This is a genomic window from Stenotrophomonas sp. FR010, assembly GCF_047520755.2.
Taxonomy (GTDB): domain Bacteria; phylum Pseudomonadota; class Gammaproteobacteria; order Xanthomonadales; family Xanthomonadaceae; genus Stenotrophomonas; species Stenotrophomonas sepilia.
Genome location: NZ_JAXBQT020000026.1, coordinates 14,365 through 32,998 on the forward strand (window position 1 = coordinate 14,365; position 18,634 = coordinate 32,998).

An 18,634-nucleotide genomic window follows, 5' to 3' on the forward strand; every position below is an offset into this window, starting at 1 on the left:
CAGGGCGGCGTTTTTCTTTATCCGGTGGTGCCGGCCGCTGGCCGGCAAACCGGGAATGCGTGGATGATGCCGTTGCCGGCCAGCGGCCGGCACTACCGTCAACGTGATCCCTGCCAACGCTTCAATCCGCGCGCAATCCGCGCCACCGCCTCCTGCAATCGCGGTACCTCCTGGGTATAGGCCAGGCGCACGTGCTGGTTGGCACGATGGAAGCCGAAATCCAGGCCCGGGGTGAACGCCACGTGCTCGGTTTCCAGGAAATGCGCGCAGAATGCCTGCGCGTCGTCGGTGAATGCACTGACGTCGGCGTACAGGTAGAACGCGCCCTGTGGCTCGACTTCGATACGGAAGCCCAGCTCACGCAGTGCGGGCAGCAGGAAGTCGCGACGCTGGCGGAACGCGTCGCGGCGCTGCTCGAAGATCGCCATGGATTCCTCGCTGAAGCAGGCGAGCGCGGCGTGCTGGGCGATGCTCGAGGCGCTGATGTACAGGTTCTGCGCCAGCTTCTCCAGATCTGGTACTGCGGACGGCGGCGCCACCAGCCAGCCCAGCCGCCACCCGGTCATGCCGAAGTACTTGGAAAAACTGTTCAGTACGAATGCGTTGTCGTCCACCTGCAGCACACTGGGCGCGTCCAGGCCGTAGGTCAGGCCGTGATAGATCTCGTCCACCACCAGGTGGCCGCCCCGCGCGTGCAGGGTCTGCGACAGTGCAGCCAGTTCGTCGGCGGAGAGCACCGTGCCGGTCGGGTTGGCCGGTGAGGCAACCAGCGCGCCGACGCTGTCGGCATTCCAATGCTGTTCCACCAGGGACGGCGTGAGCTGGTACGCAGTGTCCGGGCCGACCGGCACCAGCTGTGCGCCGCCTTCGACGAGGCGCAGGAAGTGGCGGTTGCACGGGTAGCCGGGGTCGGCCAGCAGCCAGTGGCGGCCGGGATCGACCAGCAGGCTGCTGGCCAGCAGCAGCGCACCGGACCCACCCGGGGTGACCAGAATGCGTTCAGGATCGATGTCCAGACCGTAGTGGCCGCGATAGAAACCGCTGATCGCCTGGCGCAGCGCCGGCAGGCCACGCGCGGCGGTGTAGCGGGTGTGGCCGGCGGCCAGTGCAGCCTGGCCGGCACGCACGACCGGTTCGGCGGTAGTGAAGTCCGGTTCGCCGATTTCCAGGTGGATCACATCGTGGCCGGCCTGTTCCAGCGCCTGCGCGCGGGCCAGCAGGGACATCACGTGGAAGGGAGCGATTTCATGGCTGCGCCGGCTGTAGCCCGGCGTGTGGGGCAGGGTGCTCATGGATCCATGGTACGCCGGTCGGCATGGCCCATGACGATCCGCAGGGTTGCCGCTTGGCTGCGATTGGGGTCAGATCCCCTTTCGGGAAAAGGGATCTGACCCCGCCGAAGACCATTGCATTGATGCGCCAGGAACCCTACTTCATGAAGTCCACCCTCTGCCTATTGCTCGCCAGCCTGATGACCACGACTGCTACCGCCGCCACTCCGCCCGTTCCGCCGGACGCCGCCAGGCATCCGCACGTGGTCAAGGCGCCGTTCGGCGCGACCCGCAACGATGACTATTACTGGCTGCGCGATGACAAGCGCGCGGACAAGGACATGCTGGCCTACCTGCAGGCCGAGAATGCCTACGCCGATCAGCTGCTGGCACCGCTGAAGCCACTGGAAGACACCCTGTACAAGGAGATCGTCGGCCGCATCAAGCAGGACGATTCCAGCGTGCCGGCGCGCGAGCGCGGCTACTGGTACTACAGCCGTTTCGAGACCGGCCAGGACTACCCCATCCACGCGCGCCGCAAGGGCAGCATGGAGGCCGCCGAGGAAATCCTGCTGGACGTCAGTACGATGGCTGCCGGCAAGGGCTACTTCAGCGTCGGCTCGATGGAGGTCAGCCAGGACAACCAGTTGCTGGCCTGGGCCGATGATGATGTCGGCCGCCGCCAGTACACGATCCGCTTCAAGGATCTGGCCACCGGCAAGGTGCTGCCCGATGTGATCACCGGCAGCTCTGGCGACCTGGTCTGGGCCGACGACAACCGCACCGTGCTGTATGTCGAGAACGATCCGGAAACGCTGCTCACCGTGCGCGTGAAGAAGCACGTGCTGGGCACTCCAGCCAGCGCCGACACCGTCGTCTACGAAGAGAAGGACGACAGCTTCTACATGGGCATCGGCCGCACCCGCGATGATCGCTTCATCACCATCGGCGTACACAGCACCGTGTCCTCGGAAGAGCGCTACGCACCGGCCAGCGATCCGACCACCTTCACCGTGCTGGCCCCGCGCCAGCGTGACGTCGAGTACGACGCCGACCACTACGACGGCCGCTGGGTGATCCGCACCAACGACGGTGCGAAGAACTTCAAGCTGGTCACCGCACCGACCGATGCCACCTCGCGTGCGCAGTGGAAGGACTGGATCGCGCATGACGATGCCGTGTTCATCGAAGGCTTCGAGCTGTTCGACAGCTACACCGCCATCGCCGAACGTTCCGAGGGCCTGGAGCGCATCCGCCTGCTGTTCAAGGATGGCCGCAGCGACTACGTGAAGGCTGATGAGCCGGCGTACTCGATGGGCCTGGGCGACAACACCGAGGCCGATACGCCGTGGCTGCGCTACGTCTACACCTCGATGACCACCCCGACCACCGTGTTCGAACTGAACACCGCCACCGGCGAGCGCCGCCAGCTGAAGGTGCAGCCGGTGATCGGCTATGACGCGTCGAAGTACGAAACCGACCGCGTCTGGATCACCGCGCGCGATGGCGTGAAGGTGCCGGTGTCGCTGGTCTACCGCAAGGGCTACCAGAAGGATGGCAAGGGCGCGCTGTTCCAGTACGCCTATGGCAGCTACGGGATGTCGATGGACCCGTACTTCAACCAGACCGCGGTGAGCCTGCTCGACCGCGGCGTGGTGTATGCCATTGCCCATATCCGCGGTGGCCAGGAAATGGGCCGCGACTGGTACGAGAACGGCAAGCTGCTGCACAAGCAGAACACCTTCAACGACTTCATCGATGTCACCCGCGGCCTGGTCGCACAGGGCTGGGCGGCGAAGGATCGCGTCGCTGCGTCCGGCGGCAGCGCCGGTGGCCTGCTGATGGGCGCGGTGGCCAACCAGGCCCCACAGGATTACCGGGTGATGGTGGCGCAGGTCCCGTTCGTCGACGTGGTCACCACCATGCTCGACCCGACCATTCCGCTGACCACCAACGAATACGATGAGTGGGGCAACCCGGAGCAGAAGCCGTACTACGACTACATGCTGTCCTACTCGCCCTACGACAACGTGAAGCAGCAGGCGTACCCGGCGCTGTTCGTGGGGACCGGCCTGTGGGATTCGCAGGTGCAGTACTGGGAGCCGGCCAAGTGGGTGGCCAAGCTGCGTGATCACAACACCGGCCCCTACCCGATCCTGTTCCGCACCAACATGGAAGCCGGCCACGGCGGCAAGTCGGGGCGCTTCCAGCGCTACCGCGAGCTGTCCGAGTCGTACGCGTTCGTGCTGCAGCAGCTGGGCATCGCCCAGCCGTAACGGCGAAGGGGTGCCGGGCGTTGCCGGGCACCCCGAACCGTTATCCTTGCGGCCATGAGCCTGCCCGAGCCCTCCGCATCCCGCGATACCGCCACGCCACCGCGCGTGGTGCGTTTCCGCTGGGCGTGGTGGCTGCTGGCCTACGTCAGCCTGGGCACCGGCATCGTCGGCATCTTCGTGCCAGGCCTCCCGACCACCGTATTCATCCTGATCTCGGCGTGGGCTGCATCACGTGGGTCCGAACGCCTGCACACCTGGCTGTTGCAGCACCCGCGCTTCGGCCCGGCCATCGCCAACTGGCAGGCACATGGTGCGGTCAGCCGCTATGGCAAGTGGATGGCCACGATCACCATGGCGGTGTGCGCCTGCATCATGCTGTGGTGCGTGCCGGTCGCCTGGGTGAAGTGGTTCTCGATCGGCAGCATGACCGTGGTGGCGATCTGGCTGTGGACGCGGCCGTTGCCACCGCCCACGGATTGAGCGTCTGCGGTAGTGCCGGCCGCTGGCCGGCAACCCGATCCCCTGCACGAACCGCTCAGCCGCCAATGGCTATACTCGGGGCATGAAGATCCCCCATCGAAACGCCATCCTGATTCCGCTGGCAGCGGCCTCGCTGCTGCTCCTCGCCGCCTGCGGCAACAAGGGCCCGCTGGTACTGCCGCAGAAGCCGGTGCCGGTGGAAGAAACCGTCGAACCGGCCGCCGAGCCCGCCACCGAGGCGACCCCGGCCGAGGGCCAGGGCGCCGTTGCCCCGGCCACGACCGTCGACCCGGCTGCAACGACCACCCAGCCGGCAACCGCGCCAGCGAAGAAGGCGGGCAGCGGGAATGAGTAAGGCCAGTTCCACGGCGCTGCGCTTCAGCAAGATGCATGGCGCGGGCAATGACTTCGTAGTGATCGACCTGCGTGACGGCACTGCGCCGCCCACGCCTGAACTGGCCGCGCGCCTGGCCGACCGCCACACCGGCGTCGGCTGCGATCAGATCCTGACCATCGAGGCGCCGCGTGCGGAAGGCTCGGTGGCCTCGTACCGCATCTGGAACGCCGACGGTTCCAATTCCGAGCAGTGCGGCAATGGCGCGCGCTGCATCGCGGCCTGGCTGGTGCGCGAGGGCAGTGCGCAGGGCGATGCGTTCGTCATCGACAGCCCGCTGGCCAGCCATGAAGTGAAGGTGCTCGGTGATGGGCAATTCGCGGTAACCATGGGCGTGCCCGCGTTCGAGCCGGCCAACGTGCCGCTGATGGGCTTCGCCCATCCGCGCGAGGAGTACCTGCTGCCGCTGCAGGGGGAGAGCGTCCGCTTTGCTGCGGTGTCGATGGGCAACCCGCATGCGGTGATCGAAGTGGGCCTGATCGATGCCGCTCCGGTTGAACGCGTGGGTTCGCTACTGCAGCAGCACGCGTCGTTCCCGCGCTCGGTGAACGTGGGCTTCGCCCAGGTGATTGGCCCGGCGCACGCCCGCCTGCGCGTGTTCGAGCGCGGTGTCGGCGAGACCCTCGCCTGCGGCAGTGGTGCCTGCGCCGCCGCCGTGACCCTGATGCAGCGCGGCCGCCTGCAGCGCGATGCGCGCATCAGCCTGCCCGGAGGTGACCTGCGCATCCAGTGGCCGGGCGATGGCCAGCCGGTGGTGATGGCGGGCCCGACCGCATTCGTATTCGAAGGGGAGTGGATGGCATGACCGAAACCGTCGACAAGCTCGGGGCCCATGAAGTCGCTGCCTGGTTGCGGCGACATCCCGGCTTCCTCAAGCAGTTCCCGGACCTGGCCCTGACCCTGGTGGTGCCGCGCGATGACGGCCCGACCGCATCGCTGGCCAGCTACCAGCTGGAAGTGCTGCGCGAGAAGAACCGCGAGCTGGCACGACGGTTGGCCGACCTGGGCGCCACCGCCCAGGTCAATGAACGCCTGGCAGTGCGCACGCACCAGCTGACCCTGGCACTGATGAAGCAGGACAACGCGGCCGATACCCTGCGCGCGATGGCCGCATCGCTGCAGGAAGACTTCGCCGGCGACCTGGTGCGGCTGGTGGTGCATGCGCCGGTGGCCGGGCTGGAACAGGCCGACTGGCTGCAGGTGATTGCTGCCGATGATCCGCAACTGGGCCCGTTCCGCGATTGCCTGAACGACGGCGAGCCGATCTGCGGCCGCCTGCAGCCGGAAAAGAATGCCGTCCTGTACGGCGTGCGCAGCGAGGAAGTGCAGACCACCGCGCTGCTGCCGTTGCCGGGCGTCGGCCTGATCGCAGTCGGCAGCCACGACCCGAACCGCTTCTACCCGGGCATGGGCACGCTGTTCCTGCGCATGATGGGCGACGCCCTGGCCACTGGCCTGAAGCGATTCCACGACTGAGCAGGACCGGACGACGATGAGCGCGGTACAGGCCTTCCTGCAGCACCTGCAGGTGGAGCGGCGGATGTCGGCGCATACGCTTGACGCCTACCGCCGCGACCTGGACGCGCTAGCGGTCTGGGCCCAACCGCGTGGCGTAGCGGTGGAGGCGCTCGATGCCGATGTGTTGCGCCAGTTCGTCGCCGACGAGCATCGCCGCGGCCTGTCGGCCAAGAGCCTGCAACGCCGCCTGTCGGCCTGCCGCAGCTTCTATGCCTGGCTGCTCAAGCACGGGCGCATCGAGGTCAGTCCGGCAGCGACGCTGAAGGCACCGCGCGCGCCGCGCCGGTTGCCGCAGGTCCTTGACGCCGATGAGGCGGTGCAGCTGGTCGAACTGGAGCCGGAAGGTGAGCTCGGCCGCCGTGACCGCGCGCTGCTGGAACTGTTCTATTCCTCCGGCCTGCGTCTGAGCGAAGTCTGCGCGCTGACCTGGCGCGACCTGGATTTCGACAGCGGGCTGGTCAACGTGCTGGGCAAGGGCAACCGCCAGCGCCGGGTGCCGTTCGGGCGGCCGGCACGCGAAGCGCTGCAGGCGTGGCGCGCGGAAAGTGGCGGTGGTCCGGCATCGCCGGTGTTCCCCGGTCGCAACGGGCCAATCAGCCAGCGTGCGGTGCAGATCCGCATCCGCCAGCTGGCGCAGCGCCAGGGCCTGTTCAAGCAGGTGCACCCGCACATGCTGCGGCACAGTTTCGCCAGCCACATCCTGGAATCGTCCGGCGACCTGCGTGGTGTGCAGGAGCTGCTGGGCCATGCCGACATCGCCACCACGCAGATCTATACCCACCTCGATTTCCAGCACCTGGCCAAGGTCTACGACGCCGCGCATCCGCGCGCCAAGCGTCGACGCAGCAACGAGGGCAGCGGAGAAAGCTGAACGTTGCCCCTGCGTCAGCCGGTCGCGGGTGGCTTGAAGGGCGCAGCGCAGTCCCCACCTCTGGTTCTGTCACCCCGGAGGCATCATGGACCCCAGTCAGAACCCCAACGTTTTCCACGCCACCACCATCGTCTGCGTCCGTCGCGGCGAGCACGTGGCCATTGCCGGCGACGGCCAGGTCACGCTGGGCCACACCGTGATGAAGGGCAACGCGCGCAAGGTGCGCCGCCTTGGCCGCGACGGCCAGGTGCTGGCCGGTTTCGCCGGTGCCGCCGCCGATGCCTTCACGCTGTTCGAGCTGTTCGAGGCCAAGCTGGAAAAGCACGGCCAGCTGCAGCGCGCCGCGGTCGAGCTGGCCAAGGATTGGCGCACCGAGCGCCGCCTGGGCAAGCTCGAAGCTCTGCTGGCAGTGGCTGACAAGGAAACCTCGCTGATCATCAGCGGCACCGGCGATGTGATCGAACCGGAGGACGGCATCATCGCCATCGGCTCCGGTGGTTCCTATGCACTATCGGCCGCGCGCGCGTTGATGGCGCACACCGAACTGGATGCACGCACCATCGCCAGCGAGGCGATCGACATCGCCGGCGACATCTGCATCTACACCAACCGCAACGTGGTGGTTGAGGAGCTGTGAGGGTCGTGCCGGCTGCTGGCCGGCAACCTCATGTCCCCCGCACGCGTGTCTGGTTGCCGGCCAGCGGCCGGCACTACCGACAATGAATCCGTGAGCACATCCATGTCGAAGATCGAAGTTTCCTCCGCCACCATGACCCCGCGCGAGATCGTGCAGGAACTGGACCGGCATATTGTGGGCCAGCACGACGCCAAGCGAGCCGTGGCCATCGCCCTGCGCAACCGCTGGCGCCGCATGCAGCTGGCGCCGGAGCTTCGCAATGAAGTGATGCCGAAGAACATCCTGATGATCGGCCCGACCGGTGTCGGCAAGACCGAGATCGCGCGCCGCCTGGCCACGCTGGCCAACGCACCGTTCGTGAAGGTCGAAGCCACGCGCTTCACCGAAGTGGGCTACGTCGGCAAGGACGTCGAGCAGATCATCCGTGACCTGGCCGACACCGCGGTCAAGCTCTATCGCGAACAGGCCAAGGTGCGCGTGCGTACCCAGGCCGAGGAACGCGCCGAAGACCGTATCCTCGATGCGCTGCTGCCGCGTCGTAGCGGCGGCATCGGTTTCGATCCTGAAGTCGCCCGCAACGAACCGTCAGCGCAGGACAACGAGACCCGCATCAAGTTCCGCAAGATGCTGCGCAACGGCGAGCTGGACGAGCGCGAGATCGAGCTCGACCTGGCCGCCAACGTCAGCATGGACATCATGACCCCGCCGGGCATGGAGGAAATGGGCCAGCAGCTGAAGTCGATGTTCGCCAATCTCGGCGGCGGCGCGAAGGCGCACAAGCGCACGCTGACCATCAAGGCTGCGCGCCCGCTGCTGATCGAGGAAGAAGCCGGCAAGCTGGTCAACGAAGACGATATCCGCACCGCGGCCATCGAGGCCTGCGAGCAGCACGGCATCGTCTTCATCGATGAGATCGACAAGGTCGCCAAGCGTGGTGACAACGTGGGCGGTGGCGACGTGTCCCGCGAAGGCGTGCAGCGCGACCTGCTGCCGCTGGTGGAAGGCTCCAACGTGTCCACCAAGTACGGCACGATCAAGACGGACCACATCCTGTTCATCGCGTCGGGCGCGTTCCACCTGGCCAAGCCCAGCGACCTCATTCCGGAGCTGCAGGGCCGCTTCCCGATCCGCGTCGAACTGGGTGCGCTGAGCAAGGGTGATTTCGTGCGTATCCTGACCGAGCCGAAGGCTGCGCTGACCAAGCAGTACGAAGCGTTGCTGGCCACCGAGGGCGTCAAGGTCAGTTTCACCGCCGATGCCATCGAGCGTCTGGCCGAGATCGCCTTCCAGGTGAACGAGCGCCAGGAAAACATCGGCGCGCGCCGCCTGCATACGGTGCTGGAGCGCCTGCTGGATTCGCTCAGCTACGAGGCACCGGACCGCGATGGCGAAACCCTGGCCATCGACAGCGCCTACGTCGATGCACACCTGGGTGAGCTGGTGCAGGACCCGGACCTGAGCCGCTACATCCTGTAACGCCCGATCCGGCCGGATCCCTCGTCACGGCGAGGGCCCTGACTCCATCCACTGCAACAGAAAAGGCCGCCGCAGGGCGGCCTTTTGCGTTGGCGCTCAGCACGATTGCCGGGCGCGGTAGTCCTGCAGTACCTGGTCGATCACCGCGCTGGTGCGGGCAGCACTTACGCCGGTCGAGGGCGAACGGCCGCTGCCGCGCAACTCGTCCACCAGATGCGCGATCAACGGTTGCTGGATCGACGACGGGTTGGGAATGTCGAACGTCTGCACACCGGCTTCGGTCTCCAGCACCACCGGTGCATCCTCGAAGGTGGCAAAGCGCAGCTGGCCGCGGTCGCCGGTGATCTCGACCTCATCCTGGCGGCGGAACGCGCAGAAGCTCCATTGCGCGATGCCATGCACGCCTGGCCCGATGCGGAAGCACATGGAGACGCTGTCCTCGGCGGCGTAAGCGCCGGCCAATGAACTGGCCAGGCCGCGCACATCGCTCAGCGGACCCAGTAGATGATCGAGCAGGTCCAAGGTGTGCGAGCCCAGATCGACGAACAGCCCGCCGCCGGAGATCGCGGGATTGGTCCGCCAGAAGTCCGGCGATGCGGCATTCACCGAATGCGGCCGATGGAGGGTGGCGCGAACGCTGCGCGGTGTACCGATCGCGCCGCTGTCCAGCAGCTGCTTCACCTGCGCGAATCGGGGCAGGGCGCGGCGGTAGTAGGCGACGAACACGGGCACGCCACGGCGTGCACTGGCTTCCAGGATGCGCTCGCATTCGGCGAGGTCCAGGGCCATGGGTTTCTCGATATAGACCGGCTTGCCCGCCGCAATCGCCTGCAATGCGTACTGCATGTGCGTGGAGGGCGGTGTTGCAACGTACACAGCGTTCACGTCCGGATCGCCGATCAGCGCGTCGGCATCCGTGTACCAGCGTGGCACCGCGTGGCGCCGCGCATAGTCTTCGGCCAATGCGGCATTGCGGCGCATGACCGCCGCCACCCGTGAGCCGGGTGTGCTGGCCAGGGCGGGGCCGCTCTTCTTCTCGGTGACGCTGCCGCAGCCGATGAAGCCCCACACCACGTTGTCCAGGATCATGGGTCTGTCCTCACAGTGGGGCTGCGGTGGCGGCAGCGACCCCGCTCATGCCTCGGGCAGCGGCTCGGGCACGGTGCCGGGAACGAACACGCCGTCCTTCACGTAGGCGGCCAGGGTCATGTCCAGTGCGAGCATGCCATCGCGCTTGAGGTCCATCAGTTCCGGTTCGACCATCGCACCGTGCAGTACGCCCAGTACGGTGGCATGCAGCATGCGTGCGGCGATCTTCGGGTCTGCACCCTCGCGCAGCTGGCCCAGGTCCTTTGCCCGGCGCAGGGCACGTTCCATCCGGTCCAGTCCATCGCGGAAACCGGCCTGCTGCAGTTCGGTCAGCACCCGGGTATCAGCCGACGCATCGCTGCGCAGCATGATCTCCATGGTCTTGCGCAGGCGCTCGTCCTCGGACAGTTCGATGAACGAGTGGATCATCACTGCGCGCAGGTCGTGCACCGGCGTGTCGCGCTGGTCGGTCGAGGTGCGCTCCAGCTCCTGCATGAAAGGCAGATGCACGCGCTCGACGATCGCGGCCAGCACCTCGCTCTTGTTCTTGAAGTGCCAGTAGACCGCACCGCGGGTATAGCCGGCGCGGGCACCGATCATCTCCAGCGTGGTACGGGCCAAGCCGTGTTCATGGAAGCAGGCTTCGGCGGCGTCAAGGATGCCTTCCCGGGTTGCCTGGGTGTCCTCTTTGGTCTTGCGGGCCATGGATGGGTACGAGTGCGGGTGAAACGTGGCTGAATTGTACCGGTTTACAAACAAACAATCATGTATGTATATTTCGCTCCCATCATTCCCATCGTGTGCGTGGCAGGCCGGTCCGGCTTCCACTCCCCGCTGGTGAGCGTTGCCTGCTGGCGCTTTCGGCCTGTATCAGCGCGATTTGAGATTCCTTCCCCTAAGAGCCTTTCCGTCATGTTGCTGAGCAGAATCCGACCCTTTGCGCTGTCGCTGGCGATCGCCGCGACCGTGGCTGCCTGCGGCGGCCAACCCCAGGCCCCCGAGCAGGGCCCGGGTGACGTCACTGTGGTCACGCTGAAGTCCGAGACCGTGGGCCTGACCCGCGAACTGCCGGGCCGTACCAACGCCTTCCTGGTCGCCGAAGTGCGGCCGCAGGTCAATGGCATCGTCGCCAAGCGCCTGTTCACCGAAGGTGGCATGGTCAAGGCCGGCGAGCCGCTGTACCAGATCGAGGACGCCAGCTACCGCGCCCAGGCCAACAGTGCCCGCGCCCAGCTGGCCCGCGCCGAGGCCACCGCCAACGCCGCCCGGCTGAGCGCCAAGCGCATCACCGAGCTGGCCAAGGTCGATGCGGTCAGCCAGCAGGACCTGGAAAATGCCGTGGCCGCGCAGAAGCAGGCCGAGGCGGATGTCGGTGCCGCGAAGGCATCGCTGGACGCAGCCAACGTCACCCTGGGCTACGCCCGCATCACCGCGCCGATCAGCGGCCGCATCGGCAAGTCCAGCGTCACCCAGGGTGCGCTGGTCAGCGCCGGCCAGGCCAATGCACTGGCTACGGTGCAGCAGCTGGATCCGATCTACGTCGACCTGACCCAGTCCTCGGCCGAGCTGCTGCAGCTGCGCCGCGAACTGGCTGCCGGCCGCCTGCAGGACAACCAGACCCTGCCGGTCAGCATCCTGATGGAAGACGGCAGCACCTTCGAGCACAAGGGCACGCTGGAGTTCTCCGAAGTCAGCGTCGATCCGACCACCGGCAGCTTCGGCCTGCGCGTGAAGGTGGACAACCCGGACGGCCTGCTGATGCCGGGCATGTACGTGCGTGCGGTGATCGGCGGCGGCGTGCGCAGTGATGCAGTGCTGGTGCCGATGCAGGGCATCGCCCGCGATCCGAAGGGCGATACCACGGCGATGGTGGTCGGCAAGGACAACAAGGTCGAAGTACGCCCGGTCAAGGTCAGCCGCACGGTTGGCGACAAGTGGCTGGTCGAGGACGGCCTGAAGGCCGGTGACAAGGTCATCGTCGAAGGCCTGCAGAAGATCGGCCCCGGCATGCCGGTCAAGGCCACCGAAAAGGGCGACGTACCGGCCAAGCCGGCGGCCGCCGCCCAGCCTGCCGCCCCGGCCGGCGACGCGAAGTAAGCGGAGAACCCCATGGCACGCTTTTTCATCGATCGACCCATCTTCGCGTGGGTGATCGCCATCATCATCATGCTCGCCGGCGGCCTGGCCCTGTTCAAGCTGCCGGTCTCGATGTACCCCAACGTCGCGCCGCCGGCGGTGGAAATCAGCGCCACCTACCCGGGTGCATCGGCCAAGGTGGTCGAAGACTCGGTGACGCAGATCATCGAGCAGAACATGAAGGGCCTTGATGGCCTGATCTACTTCTCCTCCAACAGCTCGTCCAACGGCCAGGCCACCATCACCCTGACCTTCGAGAGCGGCACCAACCCGGACATCGCCCAGGTGCAGGTGCAGAACAAGCTGCAGCTGGCCATGCCGCTGCTGCCGCAGGAAGTGCAGCGGCAGGGCATCAACGTGGCCAAGTCCAGCTCGGGCTTCCTGAACGTCATCGCGTTCGTGTCCGAGAACGGCAGCATGGACGCCAACGACATCGCCGACTACGTCGGTTCCAATGTCGTCGACCGCCTCAGCCGCGTGCCGGGCGTGGGCAACATCCAGGTATTCGGTGGCAAGTACGCCATGCGCATCTGGCTGGACCCGAACAAGCTGCATACCTATGGCCTGTCCGTCGCGGAAGTGACTGCGGCGATCAAGGCGCAGAATGCCCAGGTGGCGATCGGCCAGCTCGGCGGTGCGCCGTCGGTGAAGGGCCAGCAGCTCAACGCCACCATCAACGCGCAGTCGCGCCTGCAGACCCCGGAACAGTTCCGCAACATCATCGTGCGCGGCGCGCAGGACGGTGCCGAGCTGCGCCTGGGTGATGTCGCCCGCGTCGAACTGGGTGCCGAGTCCTACGACTTCGTCACCCGCTACAACGGCCAGCCGGCCAGCGGCCTGGCGGTCACCCTGGCCACCGGCGCCAATGCGCTGGATACCGCTGCCGGCGTGGATGCTGCGCTGGACGACATGAAGAGCTTTTTCCCTGCCGGATTGAAGGCCGAGATCCCGTACGACACCACCCCCTTCGTGCGCGTGTCGATCAAGGGCGTGGTGCAGACCCTGCTCGAAGCGATCGTGCTGGTGTTCGTGGTGATGTACCTGTTCCTGCAGAACTTCCGCGCCACCCTGATCCCGACCATCGCCGTGCCGGTGGTGCTGCTGGGTACCTTCGGCGTGCTGGCGATGTTGGGCTTTTCGGTGAACATGCTGACCATGTTCGCGATGGTGCTGGCGATCGGCCTGCTGGTGGACGACGCCATCGTGGTGGTGGAGAACGTCGAGCGCATCATGTCCGAGGAAGGACTGTCGCCGCTTGAAGCGACCCGCAAGTCGATGGGCCAGATCACCGGTGCGCTGGTGGGTATCGGCCTGGTGCTGTCGGCGGTGTTCGTGCCGATGGCCTTCATGAGCGGATCCACCGGCGTGATCTACCGGCAGTTCTCGGCCACCATTGTCTCTGCAATGGCGTTGTCGGTACTGGTGGCGATCGTGCTGACCCCGGCACTGTGCGCGACCATGCTCAAGCCGTTGAAGAAGGGCGAGCATCATGTTGCCCACCGCGGCCTGGCCGGTCGCTTCTTCAACGGTTTCAACCGCGGCTTCGACCGCACCAGCGAAAGCTACCAGCGTGGCGTGCGCGGCATCATCCACCGTCCGTGGCGCTTCATGGGCATCGTTGCGGCGCTGTTCGTGCTGATGGGCGTGCTGTTCGTGCGCCTGCCCAGCTCGTTCCTGCCCAACGAAGACCAGGGCGTGCTGATGGCGCTGGTGCAGGCCCCGGTCGGCGCCACCCAGGAGCGCACGCTGGAATCGATCGCGGCACTGGAAAACCACTTCCTGCAGAACGAGAAGGATGCGGTGGATTCGGTGTTCTCCGTGCAGGGCTTCAGCTTCGCCGGCATGGGCCAGAACGCGGGCATGGCGTTCGTCAAGCTGAAGGACTGGAGCGAGCGTGACGCCAACAACGGTGTGATGCCGATCACCGGCCGCGCGATGGCGGCACTGGGCCAGATCAAGGATGCTTTCATCTTCGCCTTCCCGCCGCCGGCCATTCCAGAGCTGGGTACCGCTTCGGGTTACACCTTCTTCCTGAAGGACAACAGCGGCCAGGGCCACGAGGCACTGGTGGCCGCACGCAACCAGCTGCTCGGTCTGGCCGCCGGCAGCAAGAAGCTGGCCAACGTGCGCCCGAACGGCCAGGAGGACACGCCGCAGTTCCGTATCGACATCGATGCGGCCAAGGCGACCTCGCTGGGGCTGTCGATCGACCAGATCAACGGCACGCTGGCCGCTGCGTGGGGCAGCTCGTACATCGACGACTTCGTCGATCGTGGCCGCGTCAAGCGCGTGTTCGTGCAGGCCGACCAGCCGTTCCGCATGGTCCCGGAGGACTTCGACCTCTGGTCCGTGAAGAACGACAAGGGCGAGATGGTGCCGTTCAGCGCGTTCGCCACCAAGCACTGGGATTACGGTTCGCCGCGCCTGGAGCGCTACAACGGTGTGTCGGCGATGGAGATCCAGGGCGAACCGGCCCCGGGTGTTGCCTCCGGCGATGCCATGGCCGAGATCGAGCAACTGGCCAAGCAGCTGCCCGCGGGCTTCGGCATCGAGTGGACGGCGATGTCCTACCAGGAACGCCAGGCGGGCTCGCAGACGCCGTTGCTGTACACGCTGTCGCTGATGATCGTGTTCCTGTGCCTGGCCGCGATGTACGAAAGCTGGAGCGTGCCGACGGCGGTGCTGCTGGCGGCCCCGCTGGGTATCCTCGGCGCAGTGCTGGCCAATACCTTCAAGGGCCTGGAGCGCGACATCTATTTCCAGGTGGCGATGCTGACCACGGTAGGCCTGACCAGCAAGAACGCGATCCTGATCGTCGAGTTCGCCAAGGAAAACCTGGAGAAGGGCGCGGGCCTGATCGAGGCGATCATGCATGCCGTGCGCGACCGCCTGCGCCCGATCGTGATGACCTCGCTGGCCTTCGGCATGGGCGTGGTACCGCTGGCGATCTCCACCGGGGCCGGCTCCGGCGCCAAGCAGGCGATCGGCACCGGCGTGCTCGGCGGCATGATCGTCGGCACCGCGCTCGGCGTGTTCTTCGTACCGCTGTTCTTCGTGGTGGTGCAGCGCGTGTTCAAGCGCAAATCCACGACGTGATCGAAACGGCAGTGCCGGCCGCCGGCTGGCACTGCCTCCTGCCATCCGGCAGTACCGATGGAAGTCATTCCCATGAAAAGTGCATCCCTGTTCCTTTCCATTGCCGCCGCGCTCGCGCTGGCCGGCTGCTCCACTCTGGTGCCGAAGAACACCGCCGTCGCTCCGGCAATTCCGGCGCAGTGGCCGGCCGAGGCTGTACAGGGCCAGGTGGTCGATGTCGCCGCCGTCGGCTGGCGCGATTTCTTCACCGATGCGCGCCTGCAGCAGGTGATCGAGCAGTCGCTGCAGAACAACCGCGACCTGCGCGTGGCCGTGCTCAACGTTGAACGCGCGCGCGGCCAGTACCGCGTACAGCGTGCCGACCGCGTGCCCGGCGTGGCCGTCACCGGCCAGATGCAGCGCCAGGGCACCGACGCTGGCGTCACCGAGCAGTTCACCGCCGGTGTCGGCGTGGCCGAGTTCGAGCTGGACCTGTTCGGCCGCGTGCGCAACCTCAGCGAAGCGGCACTGCAGCAGTACTTTGCCGTAGCTGCCAATCGTCGCAACGCGCAGCTGAGCCTGGTGGCCGAGACAGCGACGGCGTGGCTGACCTACGGTGCCGATGCCCAGCGTCTGAAGATCGCTGATGCCACGCTGAAGACCTACGAGGATTCGTTGCGCCTGGCCGAGGCCCGCCACGAGCGTGGTGGCAGCTCGGCGCTGGAGCTGACCCAGACCCGCACGCTGGTGGAAACCGCGCGTACCGACGCCGCGCGCCTGCGCGGCCAGCTGGCCCAGGACCGCAACGCGCTGGCGCTGCTGGCCGGTGGCCAGTTGGATCCGGCGCTGCTGCCGGACGGCATCGAACCGCAGTTGCTGGCACTGGCGCCTCCGCCGGCCGGTCTGCCCAGCGATGTGCTGCTGCAGCGCCCGGACATCATGGCCGCCGAACACCAGCTGCTGGCTGCCAATGCCAACATCGGCGCGGCACGTGCTGCGTTCTTCCCGAGCATCTCGCTGACCGGCAGCATTGGCAGTGGCTCCAGCGAATTGTCCAGCCTGTTCGACAGCGGCACTCGCGTATGGAGTTTCCTGCCGAAGATCACCCTGCCGATCTTCCAGGGCGGCAAGCTGCGCGCCAATCTGGCCGTCGCCAACGCTGATCGTGATATCGCACTGGCGCAGTACGAGAAGTCGATCCAGGTGGGCTTCCGCGAAACCGCCGATGCGCTGGCGTTGAATGTCAGCCTGGATGAACAGGTGAGTTCACAGCAGCGCCTGGTGGAAGCGGCCGAACAGGCCAACCGCCTGTCGCAGGCACGTTACGACGCCGGCCTGGACAGCTTCGTGACCCTGCTGGACGCACGACGTACTGCCTACAACGCGCAGCAGACCCAGTTGCAGGCGCAGTTGGCCCAGCAGGCCAACCGCATCACCCTGTACAAGGTACTGGGCGGCGGCTGGCACGAGCGCGGCTGAGGGAAGGCCGGCCGGCGGCCGGCTCTACCTGGATGATCGATGGCAGTGCCGGCCGCTGGCCGGCATTGTCATTCCGGGGCCTGCTACACCGCTTCATCGTCGCGCCGCGCCGCATGGCAGGCACGGACGCGCGCCAGCGCATCGCCTGCTTCGCGGGCCATCTGCTCGTACTCGGCACGGATCTCTTCCAGGCGCGCTTCGTCCAGTTCTTCCAGATCCAGCAGTTCATTGTTGGCTTCGGCCGTCGCCCGGATCAGCTCGTCCAGCTTGATCTGCATCGCGGCAGTGTCGGCGTTCTGCGTGTGCTGGATCAGGAACACCATCAGGAAGGTGATGATGGTGGTGCCGGTATTGATCACCAGCTGCCAGGTGTCGTTGAAACCGAACACCGGGCCGGTGATGCCCCAGATCACCACGATCGCTACTGCAGCCAGGAAGGTCCATGGTGAGCCGGTGGCTGTCGCGGCCTTCTTGGCGATCGTATTGAACAGGTTGCGTGCTTTCATCGTCGTCGTGTGCCCACTCAGGTGACGAGGATGATCGGCAGTGACCCGTGCAGGTGCCGTGCAGCGCCGGTCAGGCGCGCATGCGCTGCAGTCGTGGCGCCTGCAGGCTGCGCACCGGGCTGCTCTGGTAGACGTGCTGCCAGCAACGGTCGACGAACTCACGGGCCTGGGCTTCGCTCAGCCGCGGCATGATCTGCAGGGCGTACTGGGTCTGGAACATCTCGTCACGTTCGGCCTCGCTGGCGCGCGGCTGGGTGATCAGCGAATCGCAGGCGAACTTGATCCACGGCACGTACGAGCCGAACGAGTTGTGCGGCAGTGCGCCTTCGGCATGCTGGCGGCGCCAGTGGTCAAGCTCGGCGTCTACGTTGATGACCGGAGGAATGGTGGGGACTTCAGCGTGCATGACAATCCAGTTCGGTTGAGTGGAAAGGGAGTGGGGGTTCATCGGAGTGTGGCGTATGTGGCGGTGCATGCCGCGTCAGCGGGATGTGGAGCCGGCGTGGCGATTGCCGATCAATTGCGCATGCTCGACCGCACCGAGGTCCTCGGCCATGTCGGCCATCGCATTGCACAGGCGCTCCTGGTCGAGCGGGTGGCGGCGGACCAGGTCCAGTTGCATGTGCTGATAGGCAGTCCAGAACAGCGCGCCGCGCCGGTGCAGTGCATATTGCTGCTGCAGGCGCTCGCGGATGGCATCGAGGATCGGGTCGGGCGGGGGACGTACGGCGTGCGCGCACATGGCTGGCTCCGCCGGGGAAAGGGACCCCGGTAACCCCACCCTAGGCGCCTCGGCCGGGTGGGGTGTTACCGCAGTGTATGCACGCAGCGCAGCTGACTGTGCACGGGTTCACGGCATCGGCCGCAAACGCTGCGGGCACTAGAACGTGCCCGCGCTGAAGCGTTCATTAAACGGGTTCAACGACACGTTGCACGGTGCTCATTCACCGATGTCTTCGTTCCAGATCTCCGGATGCTGCGCAATGAAGCCACCCAGCAGGTCAACGCATTCCTGGTTGTCGAGGTCGATCACGTTGACGCCGTTCTCGCGCAGCCAGTCGATGCCGCCCTGGAACGTGCGCGATTCGCCCACCACCACGGTGCCGATGTTGAACTGGCGCACCAGACCCGAGCAGTACCAGCACGGCGCCAGGGTGGTGACCATGATGGTGTCCTGGTAGCGGCGCTGGCGGCCGGCCTTGCGGAAGGCGTCGGTTTCGCCGTGCACCGATGGGTCGCCTTCCTGCACGCGGCGGTTGTGGCCGCAGCCGAGCAGGCGGCCGTCGTTGTGGTACAGCGCCGCGCCGATCGGCACGCCGCCCTCGGCCAGGCCCTGGCGGGCTTCGGCGATGGCGGTCTGCAGCAGGGCCTGGTAGTCGGGCGTGGTGATCATGCGGGGGCTCCGGTCAGTCGTGGCCCGCCATCA

18 protein-coding genes are annotated in these 18,634 nt (G+C 66.5%); 11 read left to right on the forward strand and 7 right to left on the reverse strand.

All coding sequences use genetic code 11. From position 1 onward, the window contains the following. Window positions 1–98 precede the first annotated feature (98 nt). Window positions 99–1,292, reverse strand: a complete 1,194-nt coding sequence (locus tag ACM0PK_RS18740; protein ID WP_414607733.1) for a pyridoxal phosphate-dependent aminotransferase — start codon at window positions 1,290–1,292, stop codon at window positions 99–101. Between the two features lie 143 nt (window positions 1,293–1,435). Here ACM0PK_RS18740 and ACM0PK_RS18745 point away from each other — a divergent pair, with 143 nt between their 5' ends. From ACM0PK_RS18745 to hslU, 8 genes are all read left to right on the forward strand, one after another. Then, window positions 1,436–3,547 (forward strand): S9 family peptidase, encoded by a 2,112-nt coding sequence (locus ACM0PK_RS18745; protein WP_414607734.1) that lies wholly within the window; start codon window positions 1,436–1,438, stop codon window positions 3,545–3,547. A 54-nt stretch (window positions 3,548–3,601) separates the two neighbouring features. Beyond that, window positions 3,602–4,027 carry a YbaN family protein gene (locus ACM0PK_RS18750; RefSeq protein ID WP_414607735.1) on the forward strand — a complete coding sequence of 142 codons (426 nt, stop codon included), beginning with the start codon at window positions 3,602–3,604 and terminating at the stop codon, window positions 4,025–4,027. Between the two features lie 82 nt (window positions 4,028–4,109). After that, on the forward strand, window positions 4,110–4,382 hold the full coding sequence (lptM, locus tag ACM0PK_RS18755; protein ID WP_414607736.1) for an LPS translocon maturation chaperone LptM: 273 nt from the start codon (window positions 4,110–4,112) through the stop codon (window positions 4,380–4,382). Next, a complete protein-coding gene (gene dapF / locus ACM0PK_RS18760; protein ID WP_414607737.1) occupies window positions 4,375–5,226 on the forward strand; it encodes a diaminopimelate epimerase in 852 nt (283 codons plus the stop codon). Before lptM ends, dapF begins: the two co-directional genes overlap by 8 nt. Continuing rightward, window positions 5,223–5,897, forward strand: coding sequence for a DUF484 family protein (locus ACM0PK_RS18765; RefSeq protein ID WP_005419445.1), 675 nt, complete (start codon window positions 5,223–5,225; stop codon window positions 5,895–5,897). The genes dapF and ACM0PK_RS18765 overlap by 4 nt, the downstream gene beginning before the upstream one ends. Before the next feature lie 16 nt (window positions 5,898–5,913). Beyond that, a complete protein-coding gene (gene xerC / locus ACM0PK_RS18770) occupies window positions 5,914–6,810 on the forward strand; it encodes a tyrosine recombinase XerC (protein ID WP_414607738.1) in 897 nt (298 codons plus the stop codon). Between the two features lie 85 nt (window positions 6,811–6,895). Next, window positions 6,896–7,447 carry an ATP-dependent protease subunit HslV gene (gene hslV / locus ACM0PK_RS18775; protein ID WP_414607739.1) on the forward strand — a complete coding sequence of 184 codons (552 nt, stop codon included), beginning with the start codon at window positions 6,896–6,898 and terminating at the stop codon, window positions 7,445–7,447. 102 nt (window positions 7,448–7,549) lie between these two features. Next, entirely contained in the window at window positions 7,550–8,923 is a 1,374-nt protein-coding gene (gene hslU / locus ACM0PK_RS18780; RefSeq protein ID WP_026347094.1) for an ATP-dependent protease ATPase subunit HslU, read from the forward strand. Window positions 8,924–9,019: 96 nt separating this feature from the next. Here the strand turns inward: hslU and ACM0PK_RS18785 are convergent, their stop codons facing one another. Next, window positions 9,020–10,012 carry a Gfo/Idh/MocA family protein gene (locus tag ACM0PK_RS18785; protein WP_414607740.1) on the reverse strand — a complete coding sequence of 331 codons (993 nt, stop codon included), beginning with the start codon at window positions 10,010–10,012 and terminating at the stop codon, window positions 9,020–9,022. Between the two features lie 45 nt (window positions 10,013–10,057). After that, the gene (smeT, locus tag ACM0PK_RS18790) at window positions 10,058–10,717 is read right to left on the reverse strand and encodes an efflux transporter SmeDEF transcriptional repressor SmeT (protein WP_414607741.1); all 660 of its coding nucleotides are present in this window, start codon (window positions 10,715–10,717) and stop codon (window positions 10,058–10,060) included. 207 nt (window positions 10,718–10,924) lie between these two features. Between smeT and smeD the strand changes: the two genes are divergently transcribed. From smeD to smeF, 3 genes are read left to right on the forward strand one after another with little or no spacing between them, the layout of a single operon-like run. Then, complete coding sequence (gene smeD, locus ACM0PK_RS18795; protein ID WP_134968362.1) at window positions 10,925–12,109, forward strand: multidrug efflux RND transporter periplasmic adaptor subunit SmeD; 1,185 nt, start codon at window positions 10,925–10,927, stop codon at window positions 12,107–12,109. A 12-nt stretch (window positions 12,110–12,121) separates the two neighbouring features. Continuing rightward, on the forward strand, window positions 12,122–15,244 hold the full coding sequence (smeE, locus tag ACM0PK_RS18800) for a multidrug efflux RND transporter permease subunit SmeE (protein ID WP_414607742.1): 3,123 nt from the start codon (window positions 12,122–12,124) through the stop codon (window positions 15,242–15,244). Window positions 15,245–15,301: 57 nt separating this feature from the next. Then, window positions 15,302–16,702 (forward strand): multidrug efflux RND transporter outer membrane subunit SmeF, encoded by a 1,401-nt coding sequence (gene smeF, locus ACM0PK_RS18805; RefSeq protein WP_414607743.1) that lies wholly within the window; start codon window positions 15,302–15,304, stop codon window positions 16,700–16,702. Between the two features lie 83 nt (window positions 16,703–16,785). Here the strand turns inward: smeF and ACM0PK_RS18810 are convergent, their stop codons facing one another. From ACM0PK_RS18810 to ACM0PK_RS18825, 4 genes are all read right to left on the reverse strand, one after another. Further along, entirely contained in the window at window positions 16,786–17,208 is a 423-nt protein-coding gene (locus tag ACM0PK_RS18810) for a low affinity iron permease family protein (RefSeq protein ID WP_065186225.1), read from the reverse strand. Window positions 17,209–17,278: 70 nt separating this feature from the next. Next, window positions 17,279–17,614 carry a hypothetical protein gene (locus tag ACM0PK_RS18815; RefSeq protein WP_005411085.1) on the reverse strand — a complete coding sequence of 112 codons (336 nt, stop codon included), beginning with the start codon at window positions 17,612–17,614 and terminating at the stop codon, window positions 17,279–17,281. A gap of 75 nt (window positions 17,615–17,689) precedes the next feature. Beyond that, window positions 17,690–17,950: a hypothetical protein gene (locus ACM0PK_RS18820; RefSeq protein WP_414607744.1), complete on the reverse strand. Its 261-nt coding sequence runs from the start codon at window positions 17,948–17,950 to the stop codon at window positions 17,690–17,692. 198 nt (window positions 17,951–18,148) lie between these two features. After that, the gene (locus tag ACM0PK_RS18825) at window positions 18,149–18,601 is read right to left on the reverse strand and encodes a nucleoside deaminase (protein WP_049399252.1); all 453 of its coding nucleotides are present in this window, start codon (window positions 18,599–18,601) and stop codon (window positions 18,149–18,151) included. Window positions 18,602–18,634 lie beyond the last annotated feature (33 nt).